Raw genomic sequence first — 26,203 nt, 5'->3', positions numbered from 1 at the left:
ATCAAGGAGACAAAAGTCATGAAGAGCAGCAAAGGAAAGGGGCTTTTAGGCCTCTTAGTCCTCCTGATTGTTATCGGCATCTTCGGATATTTCGGATATGATACGCTCGTAAAGAGCAAGCTCATTACCGATGAGAACGGTGTCACCTCCCAGGAGGGCGGAATCAAGCTTGGACTGGATCTTGCAGGCGGTGTCAGCATCACTTACCAGGCCAAAGAGGAAAACCCGAGCGCAGAGGACATGGCGGATACCCGCTATAAGCTTCAGCAGAGGGTACAGAATTACAGCACCGAGGCAGAGGTTTATCAGGAAGGCGGAGACCGCATCAACATTGATATCCCCGGCGTATCGGATGCCAACGCGATTTTAGAGGAGCTTGGAAAGCCCGGCTCCCTTCAGTTCCTGGATGAGGAGCAGAATGTGGTGTTGGAGGGCACCGATGTGGCGACGGCTACGCCGATGATCTATAAGGATCAGCAGACAGGCGAGCAGAAGTATGAGGTAGGCCTTACGTTCACCGACGAGGGCGGAAAGAAGTTCGCTGACGTGACGGCGGCCAACATCGGAAAGCGCATCGCCATCGTCTACGACGGCCAGGTATATTCCAACCCGGTTGTCCAGGCGGCTATCACAGGCGGACAGGCCTCCATTACAGGAATGGCCTCTTACGAGCAGGCAGATCAGCTTGCGTCCACCATCCGCATCGGCTCCCTTTCCCTGGAGCTTGAGGAGATCCGTTCCAATGTGGTCGGCGCGAAGCTTGGCCAGGAAGCCATCTCCACGAGCCTTCTGGCAGGCGCCATCGGCTTCGGCATCGTGTGCGTGTTCATGATTGCCGTTTATCTGGTGCCGGGTCTTGCAGCGTCCATCGCGCTCTGCCTGTATGTTGCACTGATTATCATCCTGCTTGCCGCCTTTGAGGTGACGCTTACGCTTCCGGGCATCGCAGGTATTATCCTGTCCATCGGTATGGCCGTGGACGCCAACGTCATTATCTTTACGCGTATTAAGGAAGAAATCGGCCATGGAAAGACCGTGAAGTCTGCCATCAAGACCGGCTTTTCCAAGGCGCTTTCCGCCATCATTGACGGAAACGTCACGACGCTGATTGCAGCAGCCGTCCTTTACTGGAGAGGTTCCGGCACGGTTAAGGGCTTTGCGACGACCCTTGCCATCGGTATCATCCTTTCCATGTTTACGGCGCTGTTCATCACGAAGTTTATCATGAACTGCCTGTTCAATCTGGGACTCCAGAGCGCAAAGCTTTACGGGACGAAGAAGGACAGAAAGGCTGTCAATTTCCTTGGGAAGAAGGCCATCTGCTTTGCCATTTCCGGCGTTGTCATCGTGGCCGGCTTCGTGGGCATGGGACTCAACAAAGGTTCCATCGGAGGCGCCTTCAACTACGGCCTCGACTTTAAGGGCGGTACGTCCACCAGCGTGACCTTCAACGAGGACATGTCCCTGGAGCGGATTTCCAGTGAAGTTGTTCCGGTTGTTGAGTCGATCACGAAGGATGCCGATGTCCAGACCCAGAAGGTAGCAGGAACCACCGAGGTAATCGTGAAGACGAGAACCTTAAGCGTGGAAGAGCGCCAGGCTCTTGACGCGGCCCTTGTGGAGAATTTCGGAGTCGACGAGACGAAGATCACGGCAGAGAGCATCTCCGGTGCTGTCAGCGCAGAGATGAAGAACGACGCCATCGTGGCGACAGTCATCGCAACGATCTTCATGCTCCTTTATATCTGGGTACGCTTTAAGAATATCCGTTTTGCGGCCAGTGCCGTATTGGCGCTTGTCCATGACGTTCTGGTTGTGCTGGCATGCTATGCGCTGGCAAAATGGTCGGTGGGCTCTACGGCTATCGCCTGCCTCCTTACCATCGTCGGATATTCCATCAACGCGACGATTGTTATCTTCGACCGTGTCCGCGAGAACCTGAAAGCTCAGGGGCCGAGAGCGGATCTGGCCGCTGTGATCAACGAAAGTATCACGCAGACGTTTACGAGAAGTATCAACACGTCCCTTACGACCTTTATCATGGTCTTCGTGCTGTTTGTGATGGGCGTTTCCTCCATCCGGGAGTTTTCGCTTCCGCTCATGGCGGGCATCATCTGCGGCACTTACTCCTCCGTATGCCTGACAGGCGCCATGTTCTATGTCATGAGCAAACGCCATGCGGCGCGCCAGGCGGAAAAGGCGAAAGAGGAGAAGGCAGAGAAACGGTCTGGCAGGGCGAAGGAAGAATAGGAGAACCATGGAATATCAGATTCTGGCGAAAGACGGCCGCGCAAAGCGGGCCAGGATGCAGACCGTCCACGGTGTGATTGAGACGCCGGTTTTCATGAATGTGGGCACGGCGGCGGCCATCAAGGGCGCCGTCTCCACCGATGATCTTCGGGGCATCGGGACACAGGTGGAGCTTTCCAACACTTACCATCTCCATGTGAGAACCGGAGATAAGACTATCAAGGAGCTGGGCGGCCTTCATAAATTCATGAACTGGGACAGGCCGATCCTGACGGATTCCGGCGGCTTCCAGGTATTTTCCCTAGCTGGCTTAAGAAAAATCAAGGAAGAGGGCGTGTATTTCAACTCCCATATCGACGGCCGGAAGATTTTCATGGGGCCGGAGGAGAGCATGCAGATCCAGTCCAACCTGGGTTCCACCATTGCCATGGCCTTTGATGAATGTGCGCCGCATCCATGTACGAGGGAGTACATGGAAAATTCCGTGAACAGGACGACCCGCTGGCTGGCACGCTGCAAGGCGGAGATGGCAAGGCTCAATGCCCTGCCGGACACGGTGAACAGGGAACAGCTTTTATTCGGCATCAACCAGGGCGGTACCTTTGAGGACATCCGCATTGCCCATGCTGACACGATTTCAGCCATGGACATGGACGGATACGCCGTTGGCGGTCTGGCTGTCGGGGAGAGCCACGAGGAGATGTACCGGATCCTTGATGTGACGGTGCCCCACCTTCCGGAAAACAAGCCGACGTATTTAATGGGTGTCGGCACGCCGGCCAATATTTTAGAGGCTGTCGACCGCGGCGTGGACTTTTTCGACTGTGTTTACCCGACGAGAAACGGGCGCCACGGTCATGTGTACACGAACCATGGGAAGCTCAACCTGTTCAATGCAAAGTATGAAAAGGATATGAGGCCTATCGAAGAGGGCTGCGGGTGCCCGGCCTGCCGTTCTTACAGCCGCGCTTATATCCGTCATCTGTTAAAGGCAAAGGAAATGTTAGGCATGCGGCTCTGCGTGCTGCACAACCTTTACTTCTACAATACGATGATGACAGAAATCCGGGACGCCATTGAGAACCACCGATACGCCGAGTACAAGAAGGAAAAGCTTGCCGGCGTGTTGGGACAACATAAAGAATAACAGCAAAAAGAAAGAGAGGTGTAACTATGAACAGCCCCGCATTCTGGATTGGTTATATTCTTTTAATTGTTGCGTTCATGTATTTCATCGCAATCAGACCGCAGCAGAAGGAAAAGAAAAAAATGCAGGAATTGATGGCAAGCATCGCCGTAGGCGACAGCGTTTTGACTTCCAGCGGCTTTTACGGTGTGATTATTGATATGACAGATGATACCGTGATTGTAGAGTTTGGAAGCAACAAGAACTGCCGGATTCCGATGCAGAAACAGGCGATTATCCAGGTTGAAAAGCCGGAAGCGTAGCCATGAAAATACCCCGCCGGGTTATGGAAATTCCATGATCCGTGCGGGGCTTTTTCATGTAATTTAGTTGGAGCCGTTTAAGTAGGCGTCGATTCTCGTCTGGACGTTCTCCTGAAGATTGCGGTAGAAGAACTGATAGTCATAGAGATGATAGATTCCGTCAGTGAAAATGGACAGGCCGGCCGGATAGTCCTCCGGGGTTACGTCCGTCACCTTTAAGGCACCGCGGGTCTCGTCGATGTAGGCGCCTGTGAGTTCCGGAATTTCAGAGGAGATTTCTCCGCTGTATTTCGTGAAGCATGCGCCTTTGTTGAGGCTCTTGTCTGCCGGTGTGGAATCGGTTTTCCAGTTTAGGGGGTTGATGGCGTAGGTTTTCATGCCCTCCGGAATCATCAGGGAATCGGTGACATCCTCGGCCTCGCTGTTGAAGCAGACGATGACGCCGGTGTCGTCTTCGCCCTGGGCCATCTTAAGCTGCGGGAATTCGTTTACTTCGTCCTCGGTGACTCTCCAGCCGATAGCGTAGCAGGCAACGAGCTGGTCTGCCAGGGCCTCGTCGCCGAAGCAGTCCTTCATGAGGCGGATGCACATGTCAGCGCCCTGGGAGAAGCCGGCGAGGATGATCGGGCGGTCATTGTTGTAGTTTTCCAGGTAGTAATCGAAGGCATCCCTTACATCGCGGTAGGCGATTTCCAGGTACGGCTCGCGGTCTTCGATGGGCATTTCATAGACGTTTAAGCCGATCTGCTGGTAGTAGGGGGCAAAGAAGCGGGCGTTTGCATCGTAGATGCCCTTTTCCATGTTGATGGCGCCGGAAAAGCTGTACTTTACGTCCTCGTCGGAAAGAGGCATGTTGCAGGCGTCATCGGAACCGCCGTAGACAGACGGACAGATAAAGAAGATGTCTGCGTCGCCTTCCTTGTCAAGCTCCAGGTAAGCCCAGTTGGCTTCGTCGGAATAGTCCGGCTCGATGATTTCCTGGGCGGCAGCTTCGGTCTCAGCTTCTGATTCGGCTTCGGTTTCTTCCGCCGTTGTCTCCTGGGCGCTGGTGGCCTCTTCGGTTGTCGCGGCCGCTGTCGTCTCCTGGGCGGCTGTGGTAGTCTCAGCCGGCGCTGCGTTCTGGCCGCAGCCTACAACCAGCGAGAGGACAAGCAGAAGGGAAAGAAGCAGCGCCGGGACGCGTCTCTTTGTTTTCATAAAGATTCTCCTTTCGTGGAAATATGTTTCGGGTATATTTTAGTGGATGGGGGTGGGAAAGTCAAGAGAGAGGGGCTGTAAAGGGGTGTAAAGCAAAAGGGGCAATCATCCGAATGGATCATTGCCCTAAAACATAACAAACTGCAAAACATAACATAAAACAAACTTATCAAACAATGAATGATTTCATTGTAAACGTATCTGAATTGGAAAGATTGAAAAGCGACGTTATCGAAAACATATAGACATCACAGAAGCGAAACGTCCCTGCACTCCGGGAAAAACCCAAGGTGCAGGGGCGTTTTAAATTGCGTTACTGAATCCACGCACCGTTGGAATCCAGTGCATAGCCGTCAACGGTCGTGTCTGCGAGCATCATGCCCTTGAAGCCGTTTCCGATGGTGTTGAAGTAGTACCAGGTACCATCGATCTCTTTCCAGCCGGTAACCATAGCGCCGGTTGCGGGATCAAGATAGAAGTAGTTTCCATTGTCCTTGAGCCATCCCGTTGCCATGATTCCATCGGTTCCGAAGTAGTACCAGACAGAGTTGATTTCCAGCCATACGTTCTTGGCAGGTGTGCCGTCACTGTAATAGTAGAAATACTTGCCGTCCGTAAGCTTCCAGGAACCGCCGGCCGGGGACTTCGGAAGGTCGCTCTCTTTCACGATTCCGGAGCGGGCGCGGCCGCTGGAAGAGGAGGAAGAGGAGCTGGAGGACTGGCCTACAACACGTACTGTTCCAAGATTCCTTGTAAGGAAGGTGATGATTCCGTCTTTGTAGTCAATAGGGGCAGACCCGAATCCGGTGCCGGAGATCTTATCGGTTGATTTATAAACCTCATCATAGAAATCCGGAGCGGCGATGCGGAAGATCAGGGGCGTATCAAGCGACATACTTATATGTTTGGTTCTTCCGTCCTTTTCGATCCAGTCTGCATTTAACCGGAATTTTAATTTTGTTGTTGCATTGCTGCTGGTTGCGAGATGGCTGTGGTAGAGATGGATGCCTGCTATGTCGTTGTCATCCTCGACATAGGCCAGCAGGGAAGCGCCGATAACACTTTCAATCAGGTCGCTGTCGATCTCTACGTTGATGGAGAATTCATTGTCGCCGTCAGCCAGAGCCATAACAATGGCATCCAGCTTTTCTACCATCTCTTCATCCATATTGTTTGCACGAACAACATGCTTTTGGATTGCCTCGCGGACTTTTGCCATATTACCGGCAACCATCTCGTAATCCTGAATGTCGTCTGCTTCCGGGAGAGAATCTACGAGATTCTTAAACTCGGTCGCGTTGGACGGCGTTGCCACAAGTTCGAGGTCAGCGCCTTTTTCTGCCAGGACAAAGGTGCTGAAGCTGGTTACGGTGAAGGTGGCCGTCATGTTAGCCTTGTCGACCGTAAGTTCCGGTGGCATGATGGCTTCATAGCTTCCGTCAGAATGATAGTGAAGAATCTGGAAGAAATCCGGGTTGATGCTGTCCGGGATCGGAAGCGTGATCTGAACCGGAACCTTTAATGTCTTCACTGCACCAGACAGGGAGAAGTCCACCTGGATGGTATTGCGGTAAGCCGTATGATCGATAACAACTTCCTTTTTGGGTTTGGACACGTTAAAGGATACGGTGCTGTTGGCTTCCGCAGCGTTGAGGCCGACACCGACAATCTGAATGTCGTCGCCGCTTATTTCTGCGTCGTCAGAGGTAGTTGTTTCAACCGTGACGTTGTTCTGTTCCTTGTAAGCGGCCTCTAACTCAGAGATTTTTCCGGCGATCTCCGGGTCAGACTGCATAGCAACCTGAACCTTGGAAATGTTTTCTGCGAGTGTGTCAGGGGCTTTGTTCACTGCCGTTTCGTCCTGGGAATTCAGGATGGAATCCAGGGTGTCGGAGACAGTGGCATTTTCGCCAGGAGTGTCATAGGTTCCGTCAGAGAAAACTTCCTCGCTGTGGAAAATTTCGGAAGGAGTGTGGCTCATGACCCGGACAGAGAAGGAGTATTTCGCGTCGGGATCCTTCATGTCCTCTGCCCAGTCATGTTCTGTACTGGGGACGGAATGGGAGATAAGAATATTTTTACCGTTTTCGTAAAGAGCGACATCGTATCCGTCGAAACAATCGCCGTATTCCTCAATTAGGGAATCTGCCGGGGCGTCCCAGACGGCCGTTGTCCCGTTCCATCTCAGATTGGAAACCGTACCGAATTTAATATCCGGCATGGAAAATGCCCAATCTTCGGAAAAATCAGACCAATCGCTGTTTTCTGTTTCTTTTCCGTCGCCTAAAGCCATGACGCGGAATTTGTAAGTACCGCTTTCCTCAAGCCTGGAGCGGAAGCTACCGCTGGAAAGCACATCGAGTTGGGTGTTGGCCGCCCAGGTGTGCTTGGAGCTGTACATCTCCTGGCCGTCCTGATAGAACTCGACGTTATACTTCCCGCCGGCACCATCCACGCTGGCCCACTCCGGCCGGGCTTCTTCATCGGAACTCCAACGAACGAATTCAGGCGCCTCCAGTTTCGTTGCGGCAAAGGCGGAGAAGACCATATTCATGGACAAGACCGCCGCCGCTGCCGCTGCAAAGACTTTTTTCATACAAAACCTCCTTTAAAAATTGATGGTACAGATTTGGATAATTTGTACAAAGTTAATTATAATACGGTCATAAAAGTTAGTCAATATATGCGGGGGGGGGGTATTTCCGGTTTTTTGGATTTTCCTTTTCGCGAAAAGTACACTATGGAAGCGGAAATGATGTTGTGCAATTTGACAATATTCTGCCAATTCTGTCTTGACAAAATGGGCAGTTTCCTCTATGATGACGTTAAGGTTCTGTTAAATGGGAAAAAGATAAAACAGCACGGCTTTGTTCCGTGTTTTCATTTTTACACGTTAGTTAATCGAGTAACTTTTGGCGGGGAGGGGACTGTTTCCGAGAGCCGGCCGCACAGAAGAAAGGCCCCCGGCCGAAGCCAGGGGCGTTATGCAGGTGTTCCTTATTCAAACCTTGTGGTGTCGCCATGGAGCAGAAGGCACTCGAAGTCTTTTTCCTCCACCGGAAACTCCCTTACAAGAGAGATCATCAGCTCCGCCGCGTAGTAGCCCATGTCAAAGAGCGGGATGTGCAGGCATGAAATCTGCGGATATACGTTGAGCAGGAACGGCGATGAGGCCAGGCAGATATGCTTGATGGTCTGCGGAATCCGGAAATCCTTTTGGAGCAGGCATTTCTGCATCAGGAGACCGAAACGCTGGTTGGGTGTCAGGGCGATGTCAAAGGTATGTGCCTCCAGGTAGCGGTTCATGGGCTCTGTGATTTCCGAATCGGGGCCGTCGGTTGTTGTATCGCAGACAATGCGCTCGAAATCGCAGTCAGGATACAGCTCGTCAATGGCCTTGACGATCAGGTCATATTTATTGTGGGGCGCCCTGCCGTTGATGGTGCGGGTGAAGTAGCGGATTTTTCTCAGCTCATGGTCATGGCAGAAGCGGATGCAGTCATAGATGACGTGCTCGAAGGCCTTTTTCTGCGCCATGCCTGGGCAGACAACCCCGTTCTCACTGATGACAACGTAGGGAATATTGTTTTCCTCGAGAACCGCCGTGTCGATGGCCTGGTTGTCAAAGGCAATGAAAATGACGCCGCAGATGATGTTGGAATAATAGTAGCGGAGAATTTCCGCATTTTCCGGATCGCGGTTGTCGCTTAACAGTGTCAGTGTGAATCCTTTTTCATCGAAATATTTTTTGATTCCCTTTAACGCCGTTCCAAAGCCGGCATTGCCGTAGTTGTTTCCAGGCATGAGGCCGATGGCGGTACAGTGCTGCTGGCGGATGCTGCGGGCAGAGGCGTTGGGGAAATATTTCATGCGCCTGGCTGTTTCCAGAATTTCCTGGCGCTTGGCTTCGCTGATCCGCTTTCCCGGCGTGTTGTTGATGACGTAGGAGATGGTTGCCTGGGAAACATGGCAGGCCTCAGCGATATCTTTTGCAGTAATTGAGCGTCTTTTTTCCATAAGAACAGTCCTTTTCTGGAGATAAACTCATTGTTGACGAAATATTCAGCACCAGAAGGGGCCTGGTACCATATTCGCGTGTATATCGACATTATTGTAGCAGATAATTGTTAAAATAGCAATGGTTAATCGAATAATTAAAATATAGGAATATTTTTCCAGTATTTTAAGATCGGGGAACCGCTGCAATTTATAAAAAGGAGAGGTTAAATATGAAGAAGAGAATCTTAGCAGCAGCCATGGCAGCCGTCATGGGACTGACCCTTGCCGGGTGCGGCGGGGGCGGAGGAACAGAGGCAGGCGCACCTGCCTCAGCAAGCGAAGACGACGGAATCGAAAGAAAAGAGTACACAGTCGTCTATTCGGCCGAGCTGGCCCACATCAACTATTTAAAGTCTTCCTTATCCACCAATACCAGGTTTGCGGAGAACTTCGTGGACGCCCTTGTGGACTTTGACAAGTACGGCGTGACGATTCCCTCCCTGGCGACGGACTGGGAGATTTCCGACGATGGACTGACCTACACCTTCCATATCCGCGAGGGTGTAAACTGGTACACCTGTGATGGAGAGGAGTATGCGCCGGTGACGGCAAACGATTTTGTGGACGCGGCAAAATGGCTTTTAAACCCGGACAACGCCTCGACCACCTCCAACATCTTCTACAACGTGGTAAAGAACGCCGAGGAATACTATAACGGCGAGATCACGGATTTTGGCGAGGTTGGTATCCGGGCGGTGGACGACTACACCCTGGAGTACACGCTGTATCGGCCGACGCCGTATTTCCTCACCATGACGGCGTACTGCTGCTTCCTGCCGGCCAACGGCCAGTTTTTGGAGGAGTGCGGCGATGCCTTCGGAACAAGCGCGGAGACAATGCTTTCCTGCGGCGCCTATGTGCTGACGACCTTTGAACCGGAGAGCCGGAGAGTCCTGGAGATGAACGAGAACTACTGGGATAAGGAAAATATTTTTATTTCCCGGATCAATTACAACTACAACAAGGAGGCCAAGACGCTGGCGCCTGAGCTGTTCCTTCGCGGCGAGGTCACGGAGGCCGACATCCCGGCAGAGATTCTCGACGAGTGGATGGAGGACGAAGAGCGCCGGAACATGATGATTATGAAGCCGGCCAGCACCAGCAGCAACTTCTTAGGCTTTAATTTTGAGCCTCTTTACGATGAGGAATACGGCCCGGACAACTGGTTAAAGGCCGTGAACAATGAGAATTTCAGAAAGTCCATCTATTACGCCCTTGACCGGGAGGCGGCCGTCATGACGAGCTACCCCTACGAGTATAAGGAGCAGATGTTAAATACGATCACGGTGAAAAATTTCGTCAACGTGGACGGCGTGGATTATACGGAGCTGGAGCCATTAAAGGACATCACGAACACAGAGCAGTTCCAGCCGGATCTGGCTCTGGAATATAAGGAAAAGGCCATGGCGGAGCTTTCCGGCACCGTGGAGTTCCCCGTGATCGTCGTCATGCCGTACAGCACCGGGAACCTGGGGCTTACAAACCGCGTGCAGGTGGAAAAACAGCAGCTGGAAAATTTGCTCGGAAACGATTACATTACCGTGGAGCTGGTGCCGTATCCTCCCACCAACTATTTGAAGGAGTCGAGAAGCAGCGGCCAGTTCTCCTTAATGGAAATGGGCTGGGGCCCGGACTATACGGATCCGGCCGGCTACGTGGAGGTCATGACCCACGATACGTCCATCGGGACGAAGTACAGCCGTCCGTATCTGGCAGAGGATTTGAAGGATGAAAACGGAAACAGCATTTACGAAAACATGGTGAATGAGGCGAGAAACGAGACCGGGGACACGAACCGCCGCTATGAGCTGTTTGCAGAGGCGGAGGAGTATCTGATTGAGCATGCCCTGGTGATCCCGCTTTATGCGTCCGGCGGCGGCTACCGCGCGACGTATTTGGATCCGTTCTCCGGACACTGCACCCAGTTTGGGCGGAACCTGGACAAGTATAAAGGAGCGAAGGTGCTCGATAAGCCTATGACCCAGGAGGAGTATGCGGCGGCTGAAGCGCAGTATGCGGCAGAACGGGAAGAGGCCTTAAAGGCTGCGGCAGGGCAGTAGAGCGCAGAGAGGAGGCATACATTTATGAAAAAACATATGACAGCGATCCTGGCGGCAATGGCGGCCGCGGCAGTGCTTGCCGGATGTTCCGGCGGGACGGAGACGGTATCGGGAAACGGCGGCGAACCGATGACAGAGTATTCGACGGTCTACACGGCGGAGATTGATACGCTCAACTATTTGAAAACCAGCAACAGCGACAGCATCGCTCTTTTTTACAGTATCCTCGACGGCCTTGTGGAGTTCGACCAGTACGGCGAGATGATTCCGTGCATCGCTTCGGACTGGGAGGTTTCTGATGATGAGCTGACTTATACGTTCCATCTCCGTGACGATGTGAAGTGGTACGATTGGAAGGGGAACGAGATTCGGAACGTGAAGGCCCAGGATTTCGTGGACGGCATCCGCTGGATTTTAAACCCGGACAACGCGTCCAGCAACAGCAAGACGGTCTATGACGTCATAAACAACGCGGAAAGCTATTATAACGGCGAAATTACGGATTTTAACGAGGTTGGTGTCCGCGCCGTCGACGATCAGACGGTGGAGTACACGGTAAAACAGCCGACGCCGTATTTCCTAAAACAGCTTTCGTTCCCGTGCTTTTTCCCGGTGAACGGGGAATTTTTGGAAGAGCAGGGCGAAATGTTCGGCATCGACAAGGAGAGCGCGCTGTACTGCGGCGCTTACCTGCTGACCAGCTACGAGCCTCAGAGTGAGCGGGTCATGGAGGCGAACCCTAACTACTGGAATAAGGACATTATCTCCATCGGCCGCTTAAGCTATAAGTACAACGCCGAGTCCAACTCCATCGGCGCCGAGCTGTTCCTGCGCGGCGAAATCAACGATTTTGCCCTTCCAGGCAGCATCCTCGATGAGTGGATGAATGATCCGGAGAAAAAAGAGATGATGCGGCCAAACAACCTGACGAACATGTCCTATTTCATCGGCTTTAACTTCGATCCCAATTATGATGAGCAGTATAAGCCGGAGGACTGGAAGACGGCCGTCAATAACGAAAGCTTCCGAAAGTCCCTGTTCCATGCCCTCGACCGGGAGGCGGCCATCATGACCGTCGAGCCCTATGACCCGGAAAGCAAGCTCCTCAACACATTTACGAGACGGGAGCTTGTGCAGGCGGACGGCGTGGACTATACGATGATGGGCGGGCTTGCCGCCTACACGGAGGGCGAGTCCTTTGATGAGGCGAAAGCCCTGGAATATAAGGAAAAGGCCATGGAAGAGCTTTCAGGAAAGGTGACGTTCCCGATTCAGATCCTGCTTCCGTTCAGTACCTCCAAGGTGGACACGGCAAACAGGATGCAGGTCATCGAACAGCAGATGGAAGGCCTCCTGGGAACAGACTACATCGACATTATCCTGGAATCCCACCCGTCCACCGGCTTTTCCGCCCAGGTCAGACGGCCCGGCGCCTACTCTATGATGGAGATGGGATGGGGGCCTGACTTTGCGGATCCCCTCGGCATGATGAACCCGGTTCACACCGATTCCTTAGATGGCAGCTACATGCGCGTCAGCATGGCAGAAGACCTTCTGGACGAAAACGGGAACAGCCTGTTTGAGGCGGCCCTGGACACGGCCGACGCGGAAACAAAGGATCTGGCGAAACGCTACGAGCTTTTTGCCGAGGCTGAGTGCATGCTTCTTGACAAGGCGATCCTGATCCCGTTTTATACCTCCGGCGGCGGCTACAAGGCATCTTACCTTGACCCGTTCTCCGGCTACACCAGCCAGATGGGAAGAAACGGGGCCATCAAGTTAAAGGGCGCTGTGATTTTAGACGAGCCCATGGGCATGTCCGAGTATCCGGCAGCACTTGAACAGTACGAGAAAGACAGGGCAGAAAGGATGAAACAGTAAATGCTTAAATACTCGTTAAGACGAATTCTTCAGTCCATGGCAACGCTCGTCGTCGTGGCGACGGTTGTCTTTCTGCTTCTGCGGCTGATGCCGGAGGAAGGCTATTTCGCAGAGGGCTATGATAAGATGGACGAGGCGCAGATTGAAGCGGCCCTGACCGACATGGGACTGCGGGATCCGCTTCCTGTTCAGCTTAAAAACTTTTTCGTTGGAATCCTCCACGGCGATCTCGGTGAGTCCATCGTGTTCCGGCCGAAGGTGCCGATTACGAAGATTATCGGGCCTAAAATCCCGTATTCCCTCTATTTCGGGCTTGCGTCCATCGTGATTTCCCTGTGCCTCGGGCTCCCTCTGGGAGTCCTGATGGCCAGGTTTAAGGGGAAATTCATGGACAATCTTGGCTCAGCCTATGTGGTGCTCATAAAGGCGGTGCCGGCGGCCGTGTACTACTTATTCCTTCAGCTTTATGTTTCAAACGCGTTAAAAATTCCGATGCTGTTTGACGAGAGGAAACCGGTGAGCTGGATTCTTCCGGCCATCTGCATGTCCCTGGGCGGCATTGCCACCTACGCCATGTGGATGCGGCGGTACATGGTAGACGAGCTCAACAAGGACTACATCAAGCTCGCCCGCGCAAAGGGCCTGAAAAATTCCGTGATTATGACGCGGCACATTGTAAGGAACGCGTTTGTGCCCATGGCACAGCAGCTTCCCGGACAGATTCTCATGACGATTTCCGGCTCCATCTATGTGGAATCCCTGTTTTCGATTCCGGGAATGGGCGGCCTTTTGGTTTCCGCGATCCAGAGGCAGGACAATACCCTCGTCCAGGCGCTTGTGCTGATCTATTCCTGCATCGGCATCCTGGGGCTGTTCCTCGGCGATCTGATGATGGCACTCTGCGATCCGAGAATCAAGCTCAATAAGAAAGGCGGTGGAAGATAATGGGAGCAGGAAAGAAAATTCAGGACATTGAAGACAGCATGACGAAAATCACGAAGGACATGTTTGAATTTGCGGAATACGACGAAGGCGCGGCAGAACGCACGGGCTATTCCAACTACTCCTACTGGGCGTCCACCTGGCGGGTGTTTACGAAAAACAGAGTTGCCATGTTTTTCCTGACGCTTCTGATTGCATTGGTGCTTTTTACCTTTATCCAGCCGTATCTTCCGGGACAGAAGGATCCTGTTGAGGTTTACATAAATTCAGAGACGGGAAAGCAGGACAGGAACCAGGCGCCGGGAAGCGAATACTGGTTCGGCACCAACTCCATCGGACAGGATCTCTGGGCGCGAATCTGGAGCGGTACCAGGACGTCCCTGTTCATCGGGCTGGCCGTGGGACTCTGGGACGCCTTCATGGGGATTGTCATCGGCTCCCTCTGGGGCTATGTGCGGAAAATGGACGCGGTTTTCACGGAGATCTATAACGTCATCCACAACATCCCAAGCTCCATTATCCTGATTCTGGCGTCTTACCTTCTAAAGCCCAGCGTCACCACGATCATTTTTGCCATGTGTCTGACCGGCTGGCTTCCGACGGCGCGCTACATCAGAAACCAGATTGTCATCATCCGTGACCGGGAGTTCAACCTGGCCTCCCGCTGTCTCGGAACGCCGACGGGACGTGTTATCACGAAAAACTTGCTTCCGCAGGTAGTTTCGGTTATTATGATGCGTGTAGCCCTTGCAATTCCGCTTGCCATCGGCCAGGAGGTTTTCTTAACCTACATCGGTCTCGGCCTGCCCATCAGTGTCCCGTCCCTCGGGAACCTGATCAACGAGGGCCGGATTGTCATGATGAGCCCGTCTCTGCGATACCAGCTCATCTTTCCGTCCATCATCCTGTCCTTAATCACGATTTCCTTCTATGTGATGGGGAACTCGTTTGCTGACGCGGCAGACCCGCGCAACCATGTCTAGGAGGTGGCCGAAGATGTTTGATTACAGGAATGCAGAAAAAATACTGGAAGCGAAGGACGTGGTTGTAAAATTTCATCTGCGCGGCAGGACGCTCACGGCAATCCGCGGGATTTCCATGGAGCTTTACCGGGGCGAAAGCCTGGCGATTGTGGGCGAGTCCGGTTCCGGAAAGTCGGTGTTTACGAAGACGTTCATGGGACTTCTCGACCAGAACGGCTGGGTGGATTCCGGCTCCATCGTTTACAGCGGCAGGTCTTATGCCGGTCAGGGGATTGATCTGGTGTCTCTTAAAAAAGAAAAGGACTGGCTGAAAATCCGCGGGAAAGAGATTGCCATGGTGTTCCAGGATCCCATGACAAGCTTAAACCCTTTAAAGTCCATTGGAAAGCAGATCCAGGAAACCGTGGAGCTCCATCAAGGCTTAAAGGGCGAGGCGGCTAAGAAAAAGACATTAGAAATCCTGGAGGACGTGGGCATCAGCGAGCCGGAGCGGCGGTATAGGTAGTATCCCCATGAATTTTCCGGCGGCATGCGCCAGCGCGTCGTCATCGCCATCGCCGTGGCATGCAATCCGGAAATCCTGATCTGCGACGAGCCGACGACGGCCCTGGATGTGACGATCCAGGCGCAGATTTTAAAGCTCCTTCACAACCTTCAGGAAAAATACAGCCTGACGATTATCTACATCACTCATGACCTGGGCGTTGTGGCGAACGTGGCCGACCGGATTGCCGTCATGTATGCCGGCGATATCGTCGAGGTGGGACTCTGCGAGGAGATCTTCTACAATGCCAAACATCCATATAGCTGGGCGCTTCTTTCGTCCTTACCGCAGCTTGGGGTAAAGGGAGAGCCGCTCTACTCCATCAAGGGCACGCCGCCGAATCTGTTCAATGAGATTAAGGGTGACGCTTTTGCACCGAGAAACCCGCGGGCTTTAAAGATTGACTTTGAGATCCGTCCGCCGTATTTCGAGGTGAGCCCGACCCATAAGGCGAGGACATGGCTCCTTGACCCGAGGGCGCCGAAGGTGGAGCCGCCGGCGCTAATTGCCAGGATGTTTGAAAAATGGAAGGAGGTGTCCGCAGATGCCTGAGAAGGAGAAGAGAAACAAGCTTCTGGAGGTAAAAAACCTGGAGGTAGTCTTCGGCTCCGGAAAGAAGACGTTTAAGGCCATAGACGGTGTGAGCTTTGATATCTACGAGGGGGAAACCTTCGGCCTCGTAGGAGAATCCGGCTCGGGAAAGACGACCATCGGGCGGGCCATCATCCGCATCAACGAGGCGGCAGGCGGTGAGATCCTCTATAAAGGAGAGAGGATCAGCGGAAAGATTTCCAAGGAGATGGACAGGAAGGTTGTGGAGAATATCCAGATGATTTTCCAGGATCCCATGGCGTCTTTAAATGAGCGCGCAAAGGTGGATTACATCGTGTCTGAGGGGCTTTACAACCTGCACAAATTTAAGAATGAGGCCGACAGAAAGCAGATTGTGGAGCAGGCGCTTTTAGATGTGGGCCTTCTCCCGGAATTTGCCAGCCGTTTCCCTCACGAGTTTTCCGGCGGGCAGCGGCAGAGGATCGGCATCGCCAGGGCTCTCGTCATGGAGCCGAAGCTTGTCATCGCCGATGAGCCGATTTCGGCCCTGGATGTCTCCATCCGCGCGCAGGTTTTAAACCTGCTTTCCGAGCTTCAGAAGAAAAAGGGCTTCACGTACCTGTTTATTGCCCATGACCTTTCCATTGTCCGGTTCATTTCCGACCGGGTGGCCGTTATCCATAAAGGGAAAATCGTGGAACTGGCCGAGACGGAGAAGCTTTACAGCCATCCGCTCCATCCCTACACGAAGGCGCTTCTTTCCGCCATCCCGCAGCCGGATCCGCTTACCGAACGGAAAAAGGTGGTGGAGGTTTATGATCCGTCCTGCCATCATTATGAGACAGACAAGCCGGAGTGGACAGAGATTGAGGAAGGGCATTTTGTTCTCGCAAACAAAGAGGAGCAGCAAAACTATAAGGAGGTATTAAAAAGAGGATGAAAGTATCAGTAAAAAAAGAACTGGGGGCAGAGTTTGACGCACTCATCGTCCCGCTCTCAGAAGAAAGCGTATCGGGACAGGCCGCTTTGGCGCTTCCCGGGCTGCCGGAAATGATGAAGGAGGCGGTTCTTTCGGCCGTTAAGGCAGGAAAACCGGGAAAGGAATGCGGCGCTGTGTATGCGGCGGAACTCTATGAGAAAGAGACAGAGAAGTTCCGGAAGCTGGTTTTAGTCCAGCTTGGAGACGGAACGGCCACGAACCGGGAGGTATTTTTAGCTCTTGCAAAGGCGTTTAAGTGCTGCAAGGAATCGAAGCCGGCCGTGACAGCCGTCTTCATGGACGCGGCGGGAGAACTCCTTTCGAGCCATGAGCGGATCCAGAAGCTTTTTGAGCTTCCATATCTCGTATCGTACCAGTTCAACGCCTATAAGTCCGTGCCTGTGGAAAATGGCATGAAAGAGGCCGTGATGGTGACGGAAAAAGAGGGGATGGAAGACATTGCCAGGGAGGCAAAGCATGTGGCGGAAAGCACCATGCTGGCAAGAGATCTGGTGAACCACCCGTCCATGTACATGACGCCGGAGAAGCTGGCCGAAGAGGCGGCGGCTGTGGCCAAGGAGACCGGACTTGAGATTCAGGTTTATGACAAAAAAGAGATGGAAGACATGAAGATGGGCGCGTTCCTCTCCGTGGCACAGGGAGCCGTTGACGAGCCGAGGCTCATCGTGCTCCGCTATCACGGCGGAAAGGAAGGCGAGGCGCCGGTGGCCCTTGTCGGCAAAGGCATCATGTTCGACAGCGGCGGATACAGCTTAAAGTCCAAAATGGATACCATGCATGATGACATGGGCGGCGCGGCAGCCGTTATCGGCGCCATCCGTGCCATTGCCTTGGAAAAGCTTCCGGTCAACGTCATTGCCGTCGCGGCAGCCTGCGAGAACATGATTTCCGGCGACGCCTATGTTCCCGGCGACATCTTGTTCTCCATGAACGGAAAGACCATTGAAATGTTAAATGCGGATGCCGAGGGACGTCTGACCCTGGCTGACGCCATCACCTACGCGATCCGGAAGGAAGGCGCAGGGGCGATCATCGACATTGCAACCCTGACCGGCGCGGCAAAAGGCGCTGTCGGCGGAAAGAGCGCGGCAGTCCTGGCAAACGACGACGAGCTTTACGCCGAGGTGGAAGCTGCTTCGGAGGCTTCCTGCGAGAAAATCTGGCGGCTTCCGGCAGACAAGGAGCTGTTTGCGGCCATCCGCTCCGACGTGGCGGACATCAAGAACAGCAGCCCCGGGAACCCCATGGGCGGCGGCAGCATCGTGGCCGGCCTGTTTATCCAGGAGTTCGTGGAAGAAAAGCCATGGGTTCACGTGGACATGGCCCCGGTCAACTGGCTGCCGGAGGGTAACTCCTACTGCATTCACGGTGCAAGCGGGTATGGAGTGAGCCTGCTGTATGAGACGGTGAAGGTTTTAGGAAAGTAAAATGAAGGAAGGCCGGTCACGCGAAATGTGGCCGGCCTTTTGATAGTTTATGAAAAGATGGGTGATGGAGAGAAAGAGGATTCTGCGGGAGGTTTTTGTGCTGACGCTTTCAAAAAAGCCCCATCACCGCAAACGCGATCCAGGCCATTTCCTGCGCCCGAAGTCCCCAAAGCATCGTTTCAGATACGTTCCCCGTCTCCTGAAGCCGTCCCACGACGTATCTTCCGGAGGGGGTCAGCTCGTCTAACGTCCAGCCGGATACCCCTGTCTCTTCATGCCCAATCAGGGAATATCCCTCGTCTTTGTTGCAGAGCGACCAGTTCACCCAACTGAGGTTCTGCGCGTCCAGAAAATCCAGGAATACATCCGTCTCTTCCCATGCGCCGTTCTCCTGGACATGGCTGTCGATGCCCCACTCGCTGATGAAGACAGGCAGGCCGTTTTCCAGGCCGCGCAGGATTTCCTCGACGGCAAATTCACAGTCCGATACGCCGGCATAGTAGTGGTAGGTGTACATGAGGTTCTCATACGGAAGGGGGGAGCGTATGGCCTCGGAAAGAGAGGTGCAGTACCCCGGCGTGCCAACGAGAATCACGGCGTTCGGCGCGTATTTCCGAATGACGGGAATTACCTGGCCTGCATATTCTGCGATGTCTTCATAGGTGGTATCGCCGTTTGGCTCGTTGCAGATTTCGTAGAGAATCCCAGGCTCATCACCGTAATGCTTTGCTGTTTCCTCAAAGACGGCGAGAGCCTCATCAAGATGCCTGTTGGGATTCTCGTCCTGAAGCACATGCCAGTCAATGATGGTGTAGAGCCCGGCTGCGAGGGAATTTTCGACGGCCTGGTATAAAAGCTTCTGATTCAGCTCCGGTTCCTCCAGATATCCGTCGTTTTGATCCGGATAAAGGGCAATTCGGAAAACATTGGCGCCATAGCCCTTTATGGTTTTTAAAGCGCGGTAGTTGGTGTATTCCGGATACCATGCGAGGCCGTGGCTGCTGATGCCCTTTAACCTTACGGGGGTTCCGTCCGGGCCGAGAAGCTCGGTGCCCTCTACGGATAAGCGGCCCAGCTTTTTTTTGCGGCGGAGGGCGTCGATTTCGGCTTCCATGGCAGACTCCTGTTCCTGGAGCCTGCGGTTTTCTGCCATCAGGGCATCCACGGATCCGGATAAAGCGCCCTGCCGTCTGACCAGAAAAAGGACTGCGGCAGCCAGAACCAGGACAGCGGCAAACATCAGAAGGGAAAATGGACTGCGGTTATACGCTCTGTAATGCTTCCTCACGCGGCAGCTCTCCCATCATTTTTTTCAGTGCAGCTTTTATCTCACGGGAGGCAGATACCTGTTCCCAGTTTGTCACCTCATAGAGATTTTTCCTTGACGCATTCGTCTGATCGGCTTTTTTCAAAAGAAGCGTTTTTCCGCCGAAATCCAGGTGAAGCTTCGAGTCGGAAAGAGGCTCTTCAGTTGTTACGTAACGGTAGTTGTAGTCAATGACTTTTACCTTGCTGCCGTCTTCAGCAGTCACCTCGCAGTTTAACAGGATGCGCGGATATTTCCGGTGGGACTGCATGGGCGCGGCTATTTTCCGTTTGAACAGGATTACCAGATCCTTTACGGCCGTGGTCCTGATTTCCGAGGCAAGCGTCGGGAATCTGTCAAAAACAATCTGATTGTAATCCTGCTTTTCCTGCAAGGACAGCGGCTCCAGCTTGACGCAGTATTTCCATTTGTCACGGTCTCTGGAAACATGGACAATCTGTCCTTTTACGGAGGCCTGCCATTTTTTGTCCCGGATTGTAAAGCTGCATACGCCGTCCAAAAACTCCGGGAAGTCCAGTCGGAAGGCGAAACCATGCTCGGAGATGTCGCAGGTCATTCCCTGGACTTCTTCATCCCCACTCTGGAAACTGATGGGAATTTCCGCATAAAACCGCTCGGATTTCCGGTAGTTGATTCTTCCCAGCATGAAAAGCACGGCCATGATGAGGAAATACGCGTTCATGCACAGCCAGAACAGAACAACAATCCCAAGAAAGCTCCGATACAGCATGATGGAAGTCACGCTGAAATAGATTCCGGCCGCCGTTGCCGCAAGCAGGATCATGTGCGGGACGGCGTAAAGGATTTTTGTGCCTCTCGATGCAGTCTTTTCCTTGGAGGTCACAACAAATTTTTTCATCCGGATCCCCAGGGTCTCTGCCAGAATCGGAAGAATCATGTAGGGGCAGAGAATGGTATCGACGATATTGCTCCACTTCTGATCGCGGATTTTCCCCGACAGGAGGCGGAGAGAATGGTTATAAATCAAATAAGACGGAAGCCAGATGCACAGGATGCCGAACAAATCCGTCCTGACGACCAGGACGCCAAATACAGAGAATAGAATGGGGGATAAAATATACACAATTCTCCGCAAAAATGTCCACCAGTACAGCAAACATGCAAAGTAGCTTAACTTGGACAAAATGGGGAGGCTGCCGAACCAAAATTTGAGGCTGCGTACTGTCTGCACGCATCCACGTCCCCATCTCTGGCGTTGTCTGAGCAGTGTCGGAAAGTCGTTGGGTGCCAGGCCGGAAGCCAGAACTTTTTTCGTGCCGATGCAGGTATAGCCCTTTGCCTGAATGTCGATGCCGGTTGCAAAGTCTTCCGTAATGGTGCCGGTGTGGATTCCGCCGACCTCATCCAGGGCCTCCCTGGAAATCACGGTATTGGAGCCGGCATAAATCACGGAATTGCTGCCGTTTCGCCCGACGTTTACTTCTTTAAAGAAATAATCCTGTTCATTTGGAATGTTTCTTTCGGCAAAGAAATTAAACTGGAACAGATCGGGGTTATAAAAGCTCTGCGGAGTCTGGACGAAGCCGATCTTATAATCCGGGTCGATTTCTTCCTCTGTTCTTTTTCTCCAGACACCATCTTCCTTAATCATTTTGGGCAGGAAGAAATATGGGACGGTCTCCATGAGGAAATTGCTCCTCGGAATCATGTCAGCATCGAAGGTTACAACAAGCGGCGAATCTGTATGGGACAGCGCGTTGTTTAAGTTTCCAGCTTTCGCCAGTTTATTGTCTGTCAGCGGAAGATAGCCGATGCCCATATCCTCAGCAAGCTGTGCAGCTTCCGGCCGGTTCCCGTCGTCACAGAGATAGATATGTACCTTGGATTTATCTGGATACTCCATGTGCTTGCAGCCGTTTACGGTTTTAAAGAGAAGCTCTGTCTCCTCGCTGTGGGTTGCGATCAGGACATCCACATGGGGGAAGTCCTCTGCGGGGACGGACGGCAGATCCGGCTCCTTATCGCGGCTCATGCAGATATAGTGGATGACTGCCTCCAGCATGCTGATAAGCTCCGCCGCAAACAGAGCGATACCGGCAATCAGTGCGACGATGCCGTTTTCTAAAGGAAGGGTGAAGAAAAATCTCCAGCCAATGTAGATGACAGAGGTGACTGTCATCAGCCAAAACCATAGTTTTCGTTTGCTCATAATGCCCTCATTTCTTATGATTCATTGTCGTATTTGATGACCAGGATCACGGAAATCTGAAAAACTGCGATGAAGAGAACGGCCAGCGCGGGGCTGTAATTAACAGACTGGCCTGCGAGCTGTGCCTTTGCCTCTTCCAGAGTTATTTTTTTGAACTGGTACAGGCTGTCCAGCCGTTCGTCCATCCATGCGCCGTGCTGGGAAAGTACGCTCAATATTTTTTCTGTTTCTTCCCGGTGTGTCTGCGTGTTGCGGTTGGAGCCGTCCGGCATTCTGGTACTCAGGTAATTGCCGTCTGTGTAGTAGTATCCCCACCGCGCCCAGTCCCGGTCGATGGCCGGACCGAGGTATTCGATGACTGATTCGGTAAAGGCCCGGATGGATGCATCGGAAAGGATGGACGATCTCAGTTCGGCATACCGCTCGATAATCATTTCCGTGAAAATGGGATCCTGAAGAAGTCTGTCAAACCATGGCGCCGAGTGGAAAGCCGTCGTCTGGAGATTGGCAATTTCTGTGGCATTGTTGTCCATGGCCTGATCGAAATCCCATACCGGCCCCATATACAGCTTACCGCTGTAATCCATGTAAATATAGGTGGAATTGTATCCGGCATCGTAGTTCAGGAAAAATTCGTTTACAATAAAATAGTCAACAAAAGAATCCATGTCGATATATGCCCGGTACTGAACAAAGTCCTTCCAGTTTTCAGAATACAGCGCACGTTCAAATCGGCTGACCTGTTCCGTGACGTTTTGAATGCCCTTTTTGGTAATGACATCTTTCTTTGGATATTCGATGTCCAGGTATCCGGAAGTGAGCTGCCGCTCGGTCGCATAGTTTTCCAGCATAATTCCATTGACATTGTACCGATCCCGGCGAAGAAGCGCAGGAGTCACGGTTCCGTTGTCAGAATACGCCGGCAGGTCAACACGGTGCTTTCCCTCCTTGATGCTTTCTAACATCAGATATACGCCTTCATACCGATACTGCGTCCCGTCTTTCCATAAAACCTCGCAGTATTTTGCATCCGGGGTAAACGGCATAAATTCACCGGCGGTCGTATAGGCCAGATAGTTCCTCAGCAGGGATTTATCAATGAAGGAGACATTTAAAATCCATTCATTGTCCCCGCCCATCTCAAGAATGTTCCGGCTTTCCGGTTTTCCATCTTCGTCAATGAGCTTTAAAAGATACTGCTTTTTATCATAGTTTCCCGATGAATTTCCGCGTATCTTCAGCTTACACAGAGAATGGACGGATGCAGAGTCTTTGGGGGAATTGGTTCCCTCCGGATTGTCAATGACGAAAATTTCCCCGTAGGCATAAGGGTCTTCGCCGGTGGAGACATAGTAATCTTTTTCTCCGTCCCACACAACGCCTCTTTTTGGCTCCTGATCTCCGGTGTCAATCACCACCAATGGGAGATTACTGGAAAACGTCTCGTCAACAAGGATTTTTTTGTCACGGAAGTTTGTCCAGCCGGTTGCAGACGGCCGGATATTGGGATCAAAGGACTCATCCGCTGCAATGGCTTTTTCGCTGAGATCTGCCGTTTCCCCGGAAACCGGCTCCGGCATCTGAGGAAAGGTGTAAACCTCTTTCTGAAACCGGCTCCAAAGAAAGCCGCAGAAAAACAGAAAGGCGATGACGGCGGCGGAGATTTCCCTCTCTCTCCGGCGCATTATCTGCTCATCTCCTCATTCTGGCACACAAGATTGACGCGCTGGACTCCCGCGATCCTGCGAAGCATGGTGATGGGACTCGTCTCATTCTGACCGCTTTCTGCAATGACCCTGGACGTGAGCTCGTAAATATACTCCGCCTGTCCTTTTGAGATATTTGCGACCCGTAAGACGGCTTTCCCCTTGTACTGCACAAGAACCGTTTCTTCGATTTCCCGGGAAAATTCCTCTCCGTCGGCATCAATAATCAGCAGGTACCTGTCATTTGATTTTACGCTTCCCATGACGAGCATGACTAAGAAAATCATACCGGTTCCGATGGCTGCCAGCGCATAGTAAGACACGCCGCAGCAGATTCCTACGGCAATGCACCAGAAAATATACGCCGTATCGCGGGAATCCTTAATGGCGGTGCGGAAGCGGACGATGGAGAGAGCGCCGACCATGCCAAGGGACAGGGCAATGTTGTTGCCGATGACGTTCATAATCATGGTGGTAATCAGGGTCATCATTAACAGCGACACATTGAATCTTGCGCTGTATATGGCCCCGGAGTGGGAAAAACGATAGGAAAGGTAAATGACAAGCCCCACGGCCAGTGCAACGGCCATGTTTAAAATAATCTGCTGGACTGACAGCTCCTGTACGACATCCTGCGAATACTGCATAATAAAGTTCTTCATTTCAGATCCTCCCATGTACTTTAAAATCTATAAAAACAGGTTCCTGGACATGGCGTACTTGCTGACGGAGGTCTCGGAAGAATCCGCCAGATCCAGGATCTGCTTGATGTTACTTAAGAGAAAACCATTGTATTTTACCTCCAAAACCGGTTCATTAAGAAGCGGGAGCATAGACAAATCCGGTCGAAAAAATCCGCCGCAGGAGGCGGAAGCCCGGATATCGGAATCAAATGTAATGCGGATGTCGTTGCTCCGTTCCGTAAAGGCAGCCCGATGGTACTCGATGATGCATTTCGGGCGATAGGCGCCAAGTTCCAGGATGGAATAGATTTCATCAGATAACGCCTCGCCCAGTCCGGACAGGCCGCCGTACTCCCCGCAGAGCATGTCCTCCGCCAGGCTTCTCGGGATCCACATGGTTTTTTTCCTCTGGGCGGCGCCCCATTTCTGCTTCAGCTCCAGCTTGACGCTTTCCTGGTCAGGCCGATAGATCCGCAGCCGTATTTTTTTGCGGATTTCCACTCCGTTTACCTTGTCAAAGTAGTCGTTGTCGTAGATGCTGTCGAAATATACGGAACGCACCAGATACCCACCCTGGGTACCATTCCCGTCAAGTTCCATGACCTGTGACAGACGATGGAACAGCAGGCTTTTTTGTACCGGCGTAAGACAGTATTTTTTTTCCATGCGGTCCACGGAAAATGTATGGTTCAAAACCTTCACCTCCTTTTTCTGCAACATAAGAACCATTCTGTTGCAGAAAAAACGGCGGAACGTATCTGATTTAGAAAAATGCAGGCGGTTCTGCCAAAAAAAGGCATAAAAATCAGACCGGATAAAAAGAGATTTTTCCCCGGCCTGGTTTTTATGCTTTTTTTCCGAATGTACAGGGCTTTTTTTCGGCAAAGGTATTGAAAAAAAGGAGCTATATGTAGTAATATTACGAAGATGGGGATTGCACACAAGCTGCTTCTTACAACAGAATGGTTCTTATGTGGTAAGGATCAAACCCATCTGATTCAAAAGCCTTACGTGTGCCGTTCCGCTTTCCATGGTATAAATTCTCGTAGTTGAAATGTTGGTGTGGCCAAGAATGTCGGCCAGCCGGGATAAATCCTTTTCTATGGAATAGAAGGTGCGGGCGAACAGATGGCGCAGATTGTGGGGGAAGACCTTTTTGGGGCTTACGCCTGCGTTGCCGCACAAGGCTTTCATATCTCTCCAGATATTTGAACGATCTAACGGCCTGCCGCTTTTTGTCACGAACACAGGCCCGGTCGTTCTTTTTTGTTTTTTCAGATAGCGTTTTAACGGCTTTCTAAGTTTTTCCGGCAGAAAAACGGTGCGCCGCTTTCCCTTGCAGGCCACTTCCGTCCGCCCTGAGCGGACAGCTTCGGCTGTAATGAAACGAAGCTCCGATACACGGATTCCAGTGCTGCAAATAGTCTGGAGAACCAGAGATATGCGTTCATTGCCGCGGGTTTTGGCGGCTCCGACCAGACGCAGGTATTCACTTCGGCTTAATTCCCGCTCGGCGTCGCAGAAAAGCTGCCTCTGTATTTTCAATGGCTTGATTTTCAGATCGTGCCAGTGAAAAAAGGCCAGAAAACCATTGACAGCCGCAAGGGCGGCGTTGACGCTGGAAGAAGAATGGGTTTGAATCAGGGATTCCTTCCATGCGATCAGACGCTCCCGCGTAATTTCGCATCCGGAAAGGGAGACAGCGCAGGAAGTCAGGTCATGAGCATATTTCTGAATCGTCTTTTCGGAGCGCTCCTGCTGGCGAAGATAGGTGAGATAACTTGCGATTCTCTCGGAAGACAGGAGTTTGGGATGAGAGTGGGTATTCATTTATGTTTTCCTCCTAAAACAGTTTTAGGAGTATTGTACCAAAGGTCTGCGGTTTTATCCGCAAGGACGCATCTGTGCTTTTTCTAAGCATAACCCACCCCCAAACGGAGAATCCTACCATCAGAATATCAATCAGACAGGAG

General features: G+C 52.3%; 18 protein-coding genes and 1 pseudogene. 10 read left to right on the top strand and 9 right to left on the bottom strand.

What is annotated here, in order from left to right; all coding sequences use genetic code 11:
• Positions 1 to 18 precede the first annotated feature (18 nt).
• Genes secD through yajC form a run of 3 tightly spaced genes read left to right on the top strand, consistent with a single transcriptional unit; the run spans position 19 to position 3,699 of the window.
• Positions 19 to 2,250 (top strand): protein translocase subunit SecD, encoded by a 2,232-nt coding sequence (gene secD, locus KE531_04900; GenBank protein MBR9952964.1) that lies wholly within the window; start codon positions 19 to 21, stop codon positions 2,248 to 2,250.
• A gap of 7 nt (positions 2,251 to 2,257) precedes the next feature.
• Complete coding sequence (tgt, locus tag KE531_04895; protein ID MBR9952963.1) at positions 2,258 to 3,397, top strand: tRNA guanosine(34) transglycosylase Tgt; 1,140 nt, start codon at positions 2,258 to 2,260, stop codon at positions 3,395 to 3,397.
• Between the two features lie 26 nt (positions 3,398 to 3,423).
• On the top strand, positions 3,424 to 3,699 hold the full coding sequence (gene yajC / locus KE531_04890) for a preprotein translocase subunit YajC (GenBank protein ID MBR9952962.1): 276 nt from the start codon (positions 3,424 to 3,426) through the stop codon (positions 3,697 to 3,699).
• 63 nt (positions 3,700 to 3,762) lie between these two features.
• Here yajC and KE531_04885 read toward each other — a convergent pair whose 3' ends face one another.
• The 3 genes from KE531_04885 to KE531_04875 all read right to left on the bottom strand — a co-directional run bounded on the left by KE531_04885 (position 3,763) and on the right by KE531_04875 (position 8,913).
• Entirely contained in the window at positions 3,763 to 4,896 is a 1,134-nt protein-coding gene (locus tag KE531_04885; protein ID MBR9952961.1) for a DUF3089 domain-containing protein, read from the bottom strand.
• A 313-nt stretch (positions 4,897 to 5,209) separates the two neighbouring features.
• On the bottom strand, positions 5,210 to 6,919 hold the full coding sequence (locus KE531_04880) for an N-acetylmuramoyl-L-alanine amidase family protein (protein MBR9952960.1): 1,710 nt from the start codon (positions 6,917 to 6,919) through the stop codon (positions 5,210 to 5,212).
• Positions 6,920 to 7,893: 974 nt separating this feature from the next.
• Positions 7,894 to 8,913, bottom strand: coding sequence for a LacI family DNA-binding transcriptional regulator (locus KE531_04875; GenBank protein MBR9952959.1), 1,020 nt, complete (start codon positions 8,911 to 8,913; stop codon positions 7,894 to 7,896).
• A 212-nt stretch (positions 8,914 to 9,125) separates the two neighbouring features.
• On the opposite strand from KE531_04875, the gene KE531_04870 reads away from it, so the two are divergent.
• From KE531_04870 to KE531_04840, 7 genes and pseudogenes are all read left to right on the top strand, one after another.
• Positions 9,126 to 11,015: a peptide ABC transporter substrate-binding protein gene (locus KE531_04870; GenBank protein ID MBR9952958.1), complete on the top strand. Its 1,890-nt coding sequence runs from the start codon at positions 9,126 to 9,128 to the stop codon at positions 11,013 to 11,015.
• A 24-nt stretch (positions 11,016 to 11,039) separates the two neighbouring features.
• Positions 11,040 to 12,896: a peptide ABC transporter substrate-binding protein gene (locus tag KE531_04865; GenBank protein MBR9952957.1), complete on the top strand. Its 1,857-nt coding sequence runs from the start codon at positions 11,040 to 11,042 to the stop codon at positions 12,894 to 12,896.
• Complete coding sequence (locus KE531_04860) at positions 12,897 to 13,841, top strand: ABC transporter permease (GenBank protein MBR9952956.1); 945 nt, start codon at positions 12,897 to 12,899, stop codon at positions 13,839 to 13,841. It abuts the gene before it with no gap.
• Positions 13,841 to 14,821: an ABC transporter permease gene (locus KE531_04855; protein ID MBR9952955.1), complete on the top strand. Its 981-nt coding sequence runs from the start codon at positions 13,841 to 13,843 to the stop codon at positions 14,819 to 14,821. Before KE531_04860 ends, KE531_04855 begins: the two co-directional genes overlap by 1 nt.
• A 13-nt stretch (positions 14,822 to 14,834) precedes the next feature.
• Positions 14,835 to 15,917 (top strand): annotated as a pseudogene (locus tag KE531_04850) (ABC transporter ATP-binding protein).
• Positions 15,910 to 16,857: an ATP-binding cassette domain-containing protein gene (locus tag KE531_04845; GenBank protein ID MBR9952954.1), complete on the top strand. Its 948-nt coding sequence runs from the start codon at positions 15,910 to 15,912 to the stop codon at positions 16,855 to 16,857. Before KE531_04850 ends, KE531_04845 begins: the two are co-directional and overlap by 8 nt.
• On the top strand, positions 16,854 to 18,344 hold the full coding sequence (locus KE531_04840) for a leucyl aminopeptidase (GenBank protein MBR9952953.1): 1,491 nt from the start codon (positions 16,854 to 16,856) through the stop codon (positions 18,342 to 18,344). The genes KE531_04845 and KE531_04840 overlap by 4 nt, the downstream gene beginning before the upstream one ends.
• A 109-nt stretch (positions 18,345 to 18,453) precedes the next feature.
• Here KE531_04840 and KE531_04835 read toward each other — a convergent pair whose 3' ends face one another.
• The 6 genes from KE531_04835 to KE531_04810 form a co-directional block, all read right to left on the bottom strand.
• Positions 18,454 to 19,632, bottom strand: a complete 1,179-nt coding sequence (locus tag KE531_04835; protein ID MBR9952952.1) for a glycoside hydrolase family 5 protein — start codon at positions 19,630 to 19,632, stop codon at positions 18,454 to 18,456.
• Positions 19,607 to 21,841, bottom strand: a complete 2,235-nt coding sequence (locus KE531_04830) for a glycosyltransferase (GenBank protein MBR9952951.1) — start codon at positions 21,839 to 21,841, stop codon at positions 19,607 to 19,609. Before KE531_04830 ends, KE531_04835 begins: the two co-directional genes overlap by 26 nt.
• Before the next feature lie 14 nt (positions 21,842 to 21,855).
• Complete coding sequence (locus tag KE531_04825) at positions 21,856 to 23,526, bottom strand: CotH kinase family protein (GenBank protein MBR9952950.1); 1,671 nt, start codon at positions 23,524 to 23,526, stop codon at positions 21,856 to 21,858.
• Positions 23,526 to 24,209, bottom strand: a complete 684-nt coding sequence (locus tag KE531_04820) for a DUF4956 domain-containing protein (GenBank protein MBR9952949.1) — start codon at positions 24,207 to 24,209, stop codon at positions 23,526 to 23,528. Before KE531_04820 ends, KE531_04825 begins: the two co-directional genes overlap by 1 nt.
• 27 nt (positions 24,210 to 24,236) lie before the next feature.
• The gene (locus tag KE531_04815; protein MBR9952948.1) at positions 24,237 to 24,923 is read right to left on the bottom strand and encodes a polyphosphate polymerase domain-containing protein; all 687 of its coding nucleotides are present in this window, start codon (positions 24,921 to 24,923) and stop codon (positions 24,237 to 24,239) included.
• Between the two features lie 276 nt (positions 24,924 to 25,199).
• Entirely contained in the window at positions 25,200 to 26,060 is an 861-nt protein-coding gene (locus KE531_04810; protein MBR9952947.1) for a tyrosine-type recombinase/integrase, read from the bottom strand.
• Positions 26,061 to 26,203 lie beyond the last annotated feature (143 nt).

The organism is Eubacteriaceae bacterium Marseille-Q4139 (assembly GCA_018223415.1).
Taxonomy (GTDB): domain Bacteria; phylum Bacillota; class Clostridia; order Lachnospirales; family Lachnospiraceae; genus CABSIM01.
The sequence above is the reverse complement of the archived record's forward strand: the minus strand, read 5'-3'. Positions and strand labels throughout refer to the sequence as shown.

What these genes read in the sequence shown, in the direction of transcription:
- KE531_04865 (MBR9952957.1), top strand. Translation starts at nt 11,040, where the DNA reads ATGAAAAAACATATGACAGCGATCCTGGCGGCAATGGCGGCCGCGGCA.
- KE531_04845 (MBR9952954.1), top strand. Translation starts at nt 15,910, where the DNA reads ATGCCTGAGAAGGAGAAGAGAAACAAGCTTCTGGAGGTAAAAAACCTG.
- KE531_04840 (MBR9952953.1), top strand. Translation starts at nt 16,854, where the DNA reads ATGAAAGTATCAGTAAAAAAAGAACTGGGGGCAGAGTTTGACGCACTC.
- KE531_04855 (MBR9952955.1), top strand. Translation starts at nt 13,841, where the DNA reads ATGGGAGCAGGAAAGAAAATTCAGGACATTGAAGACAGCATGACGAAA.
- yajC (MBR9952962.1), top strand. Translation starts at nt 3,424, where the DNA reads ATGAACAGCCCCGCATTCTGGATTGGTTATATTCTTTTAATTGTTGCG.
- KE531_04880 (MBR9952960.1), bottom strand. Translation starts at nt 6,919, where the DNA reads ATGAAGGATCCCGACGCGAAATACTCCTTCTCTGTCCGGGTCATGAGC.
- KE531_04860 (MBR9952956.1), top strand. Translation starts at nt 12,897, where the DNA reads ATGCTTAAATACTCGTTAAGACGAATTCTTCAGTCCATGGCAACGCTC.
- tgt (MBR9952963.1), top strand. Translation starts at nt 2,258, where the DNA reads ATGGAATATCAGATTCTGGCGAAAGACGGCCGCGCAAAGCGGGCCAGG.
- KE531_04825 (MBR9952950.1), bottom strand. Translation starts at nt 23,526, where the DNA reads ATGCGCCGGAGAGAGAGGGAAATCTCCGCCGCCGTCATCGCCTTTCTG.
- KE531_04810 (MBR9952947.1), bottom strand. Translation starts at nt 26,060, where the DNA reads ATGAATACCCACTCTCATCCCAAACTCCTGTCTTCCGAGAGAATCGCA.
- KE531_04875 (MBR9952959.1), bottom strand. Translation starts at nt 8,913, where the DNA reads ATGGAAAAAAGACGCTCAATTACTGCAAAAGATATCGCTGAGGCCTGC.
- secD (MBR9952964.1), top strand. Translation starts at nt 19, where the DNA reads ATGAAGAGCAGCAAAGGAAAGGGGCTTTTAGGCCTCTTAGTCCTCCTG.
- KE531_04870 (MBR9952958.1), top strand. Translation starts at nt 9,126, where the DNA reads ATGAAGAAGAGAATCTTAGCAGCAGCCATGGCAGCCGTCATGGGACTG.
- KE531_04830 (MBR9952951.1), bottom strand. Translation starts at nt 21,841, where the DNA reads ATGAGCAAACGAAAACTATGGTTTTGGCTGATGACAGTCACCTCTGTC.
- KE531_04820 (MBR9952949.1), bottom strand. Translation starts at nt 24,209, where the DNA reads ATGAAGAACTTTATTATGCAGTATTCGCAGGATGTCGTACAGGAGCTG.
- KE531_04885 (MBR9952961.1), bottom strand. Translation starts at nt 4,896, where the DNA reads ATGAAAACAAAGAGACGCGTCCCGGCGCTGCTTCTTTCCCTTCTGCTT.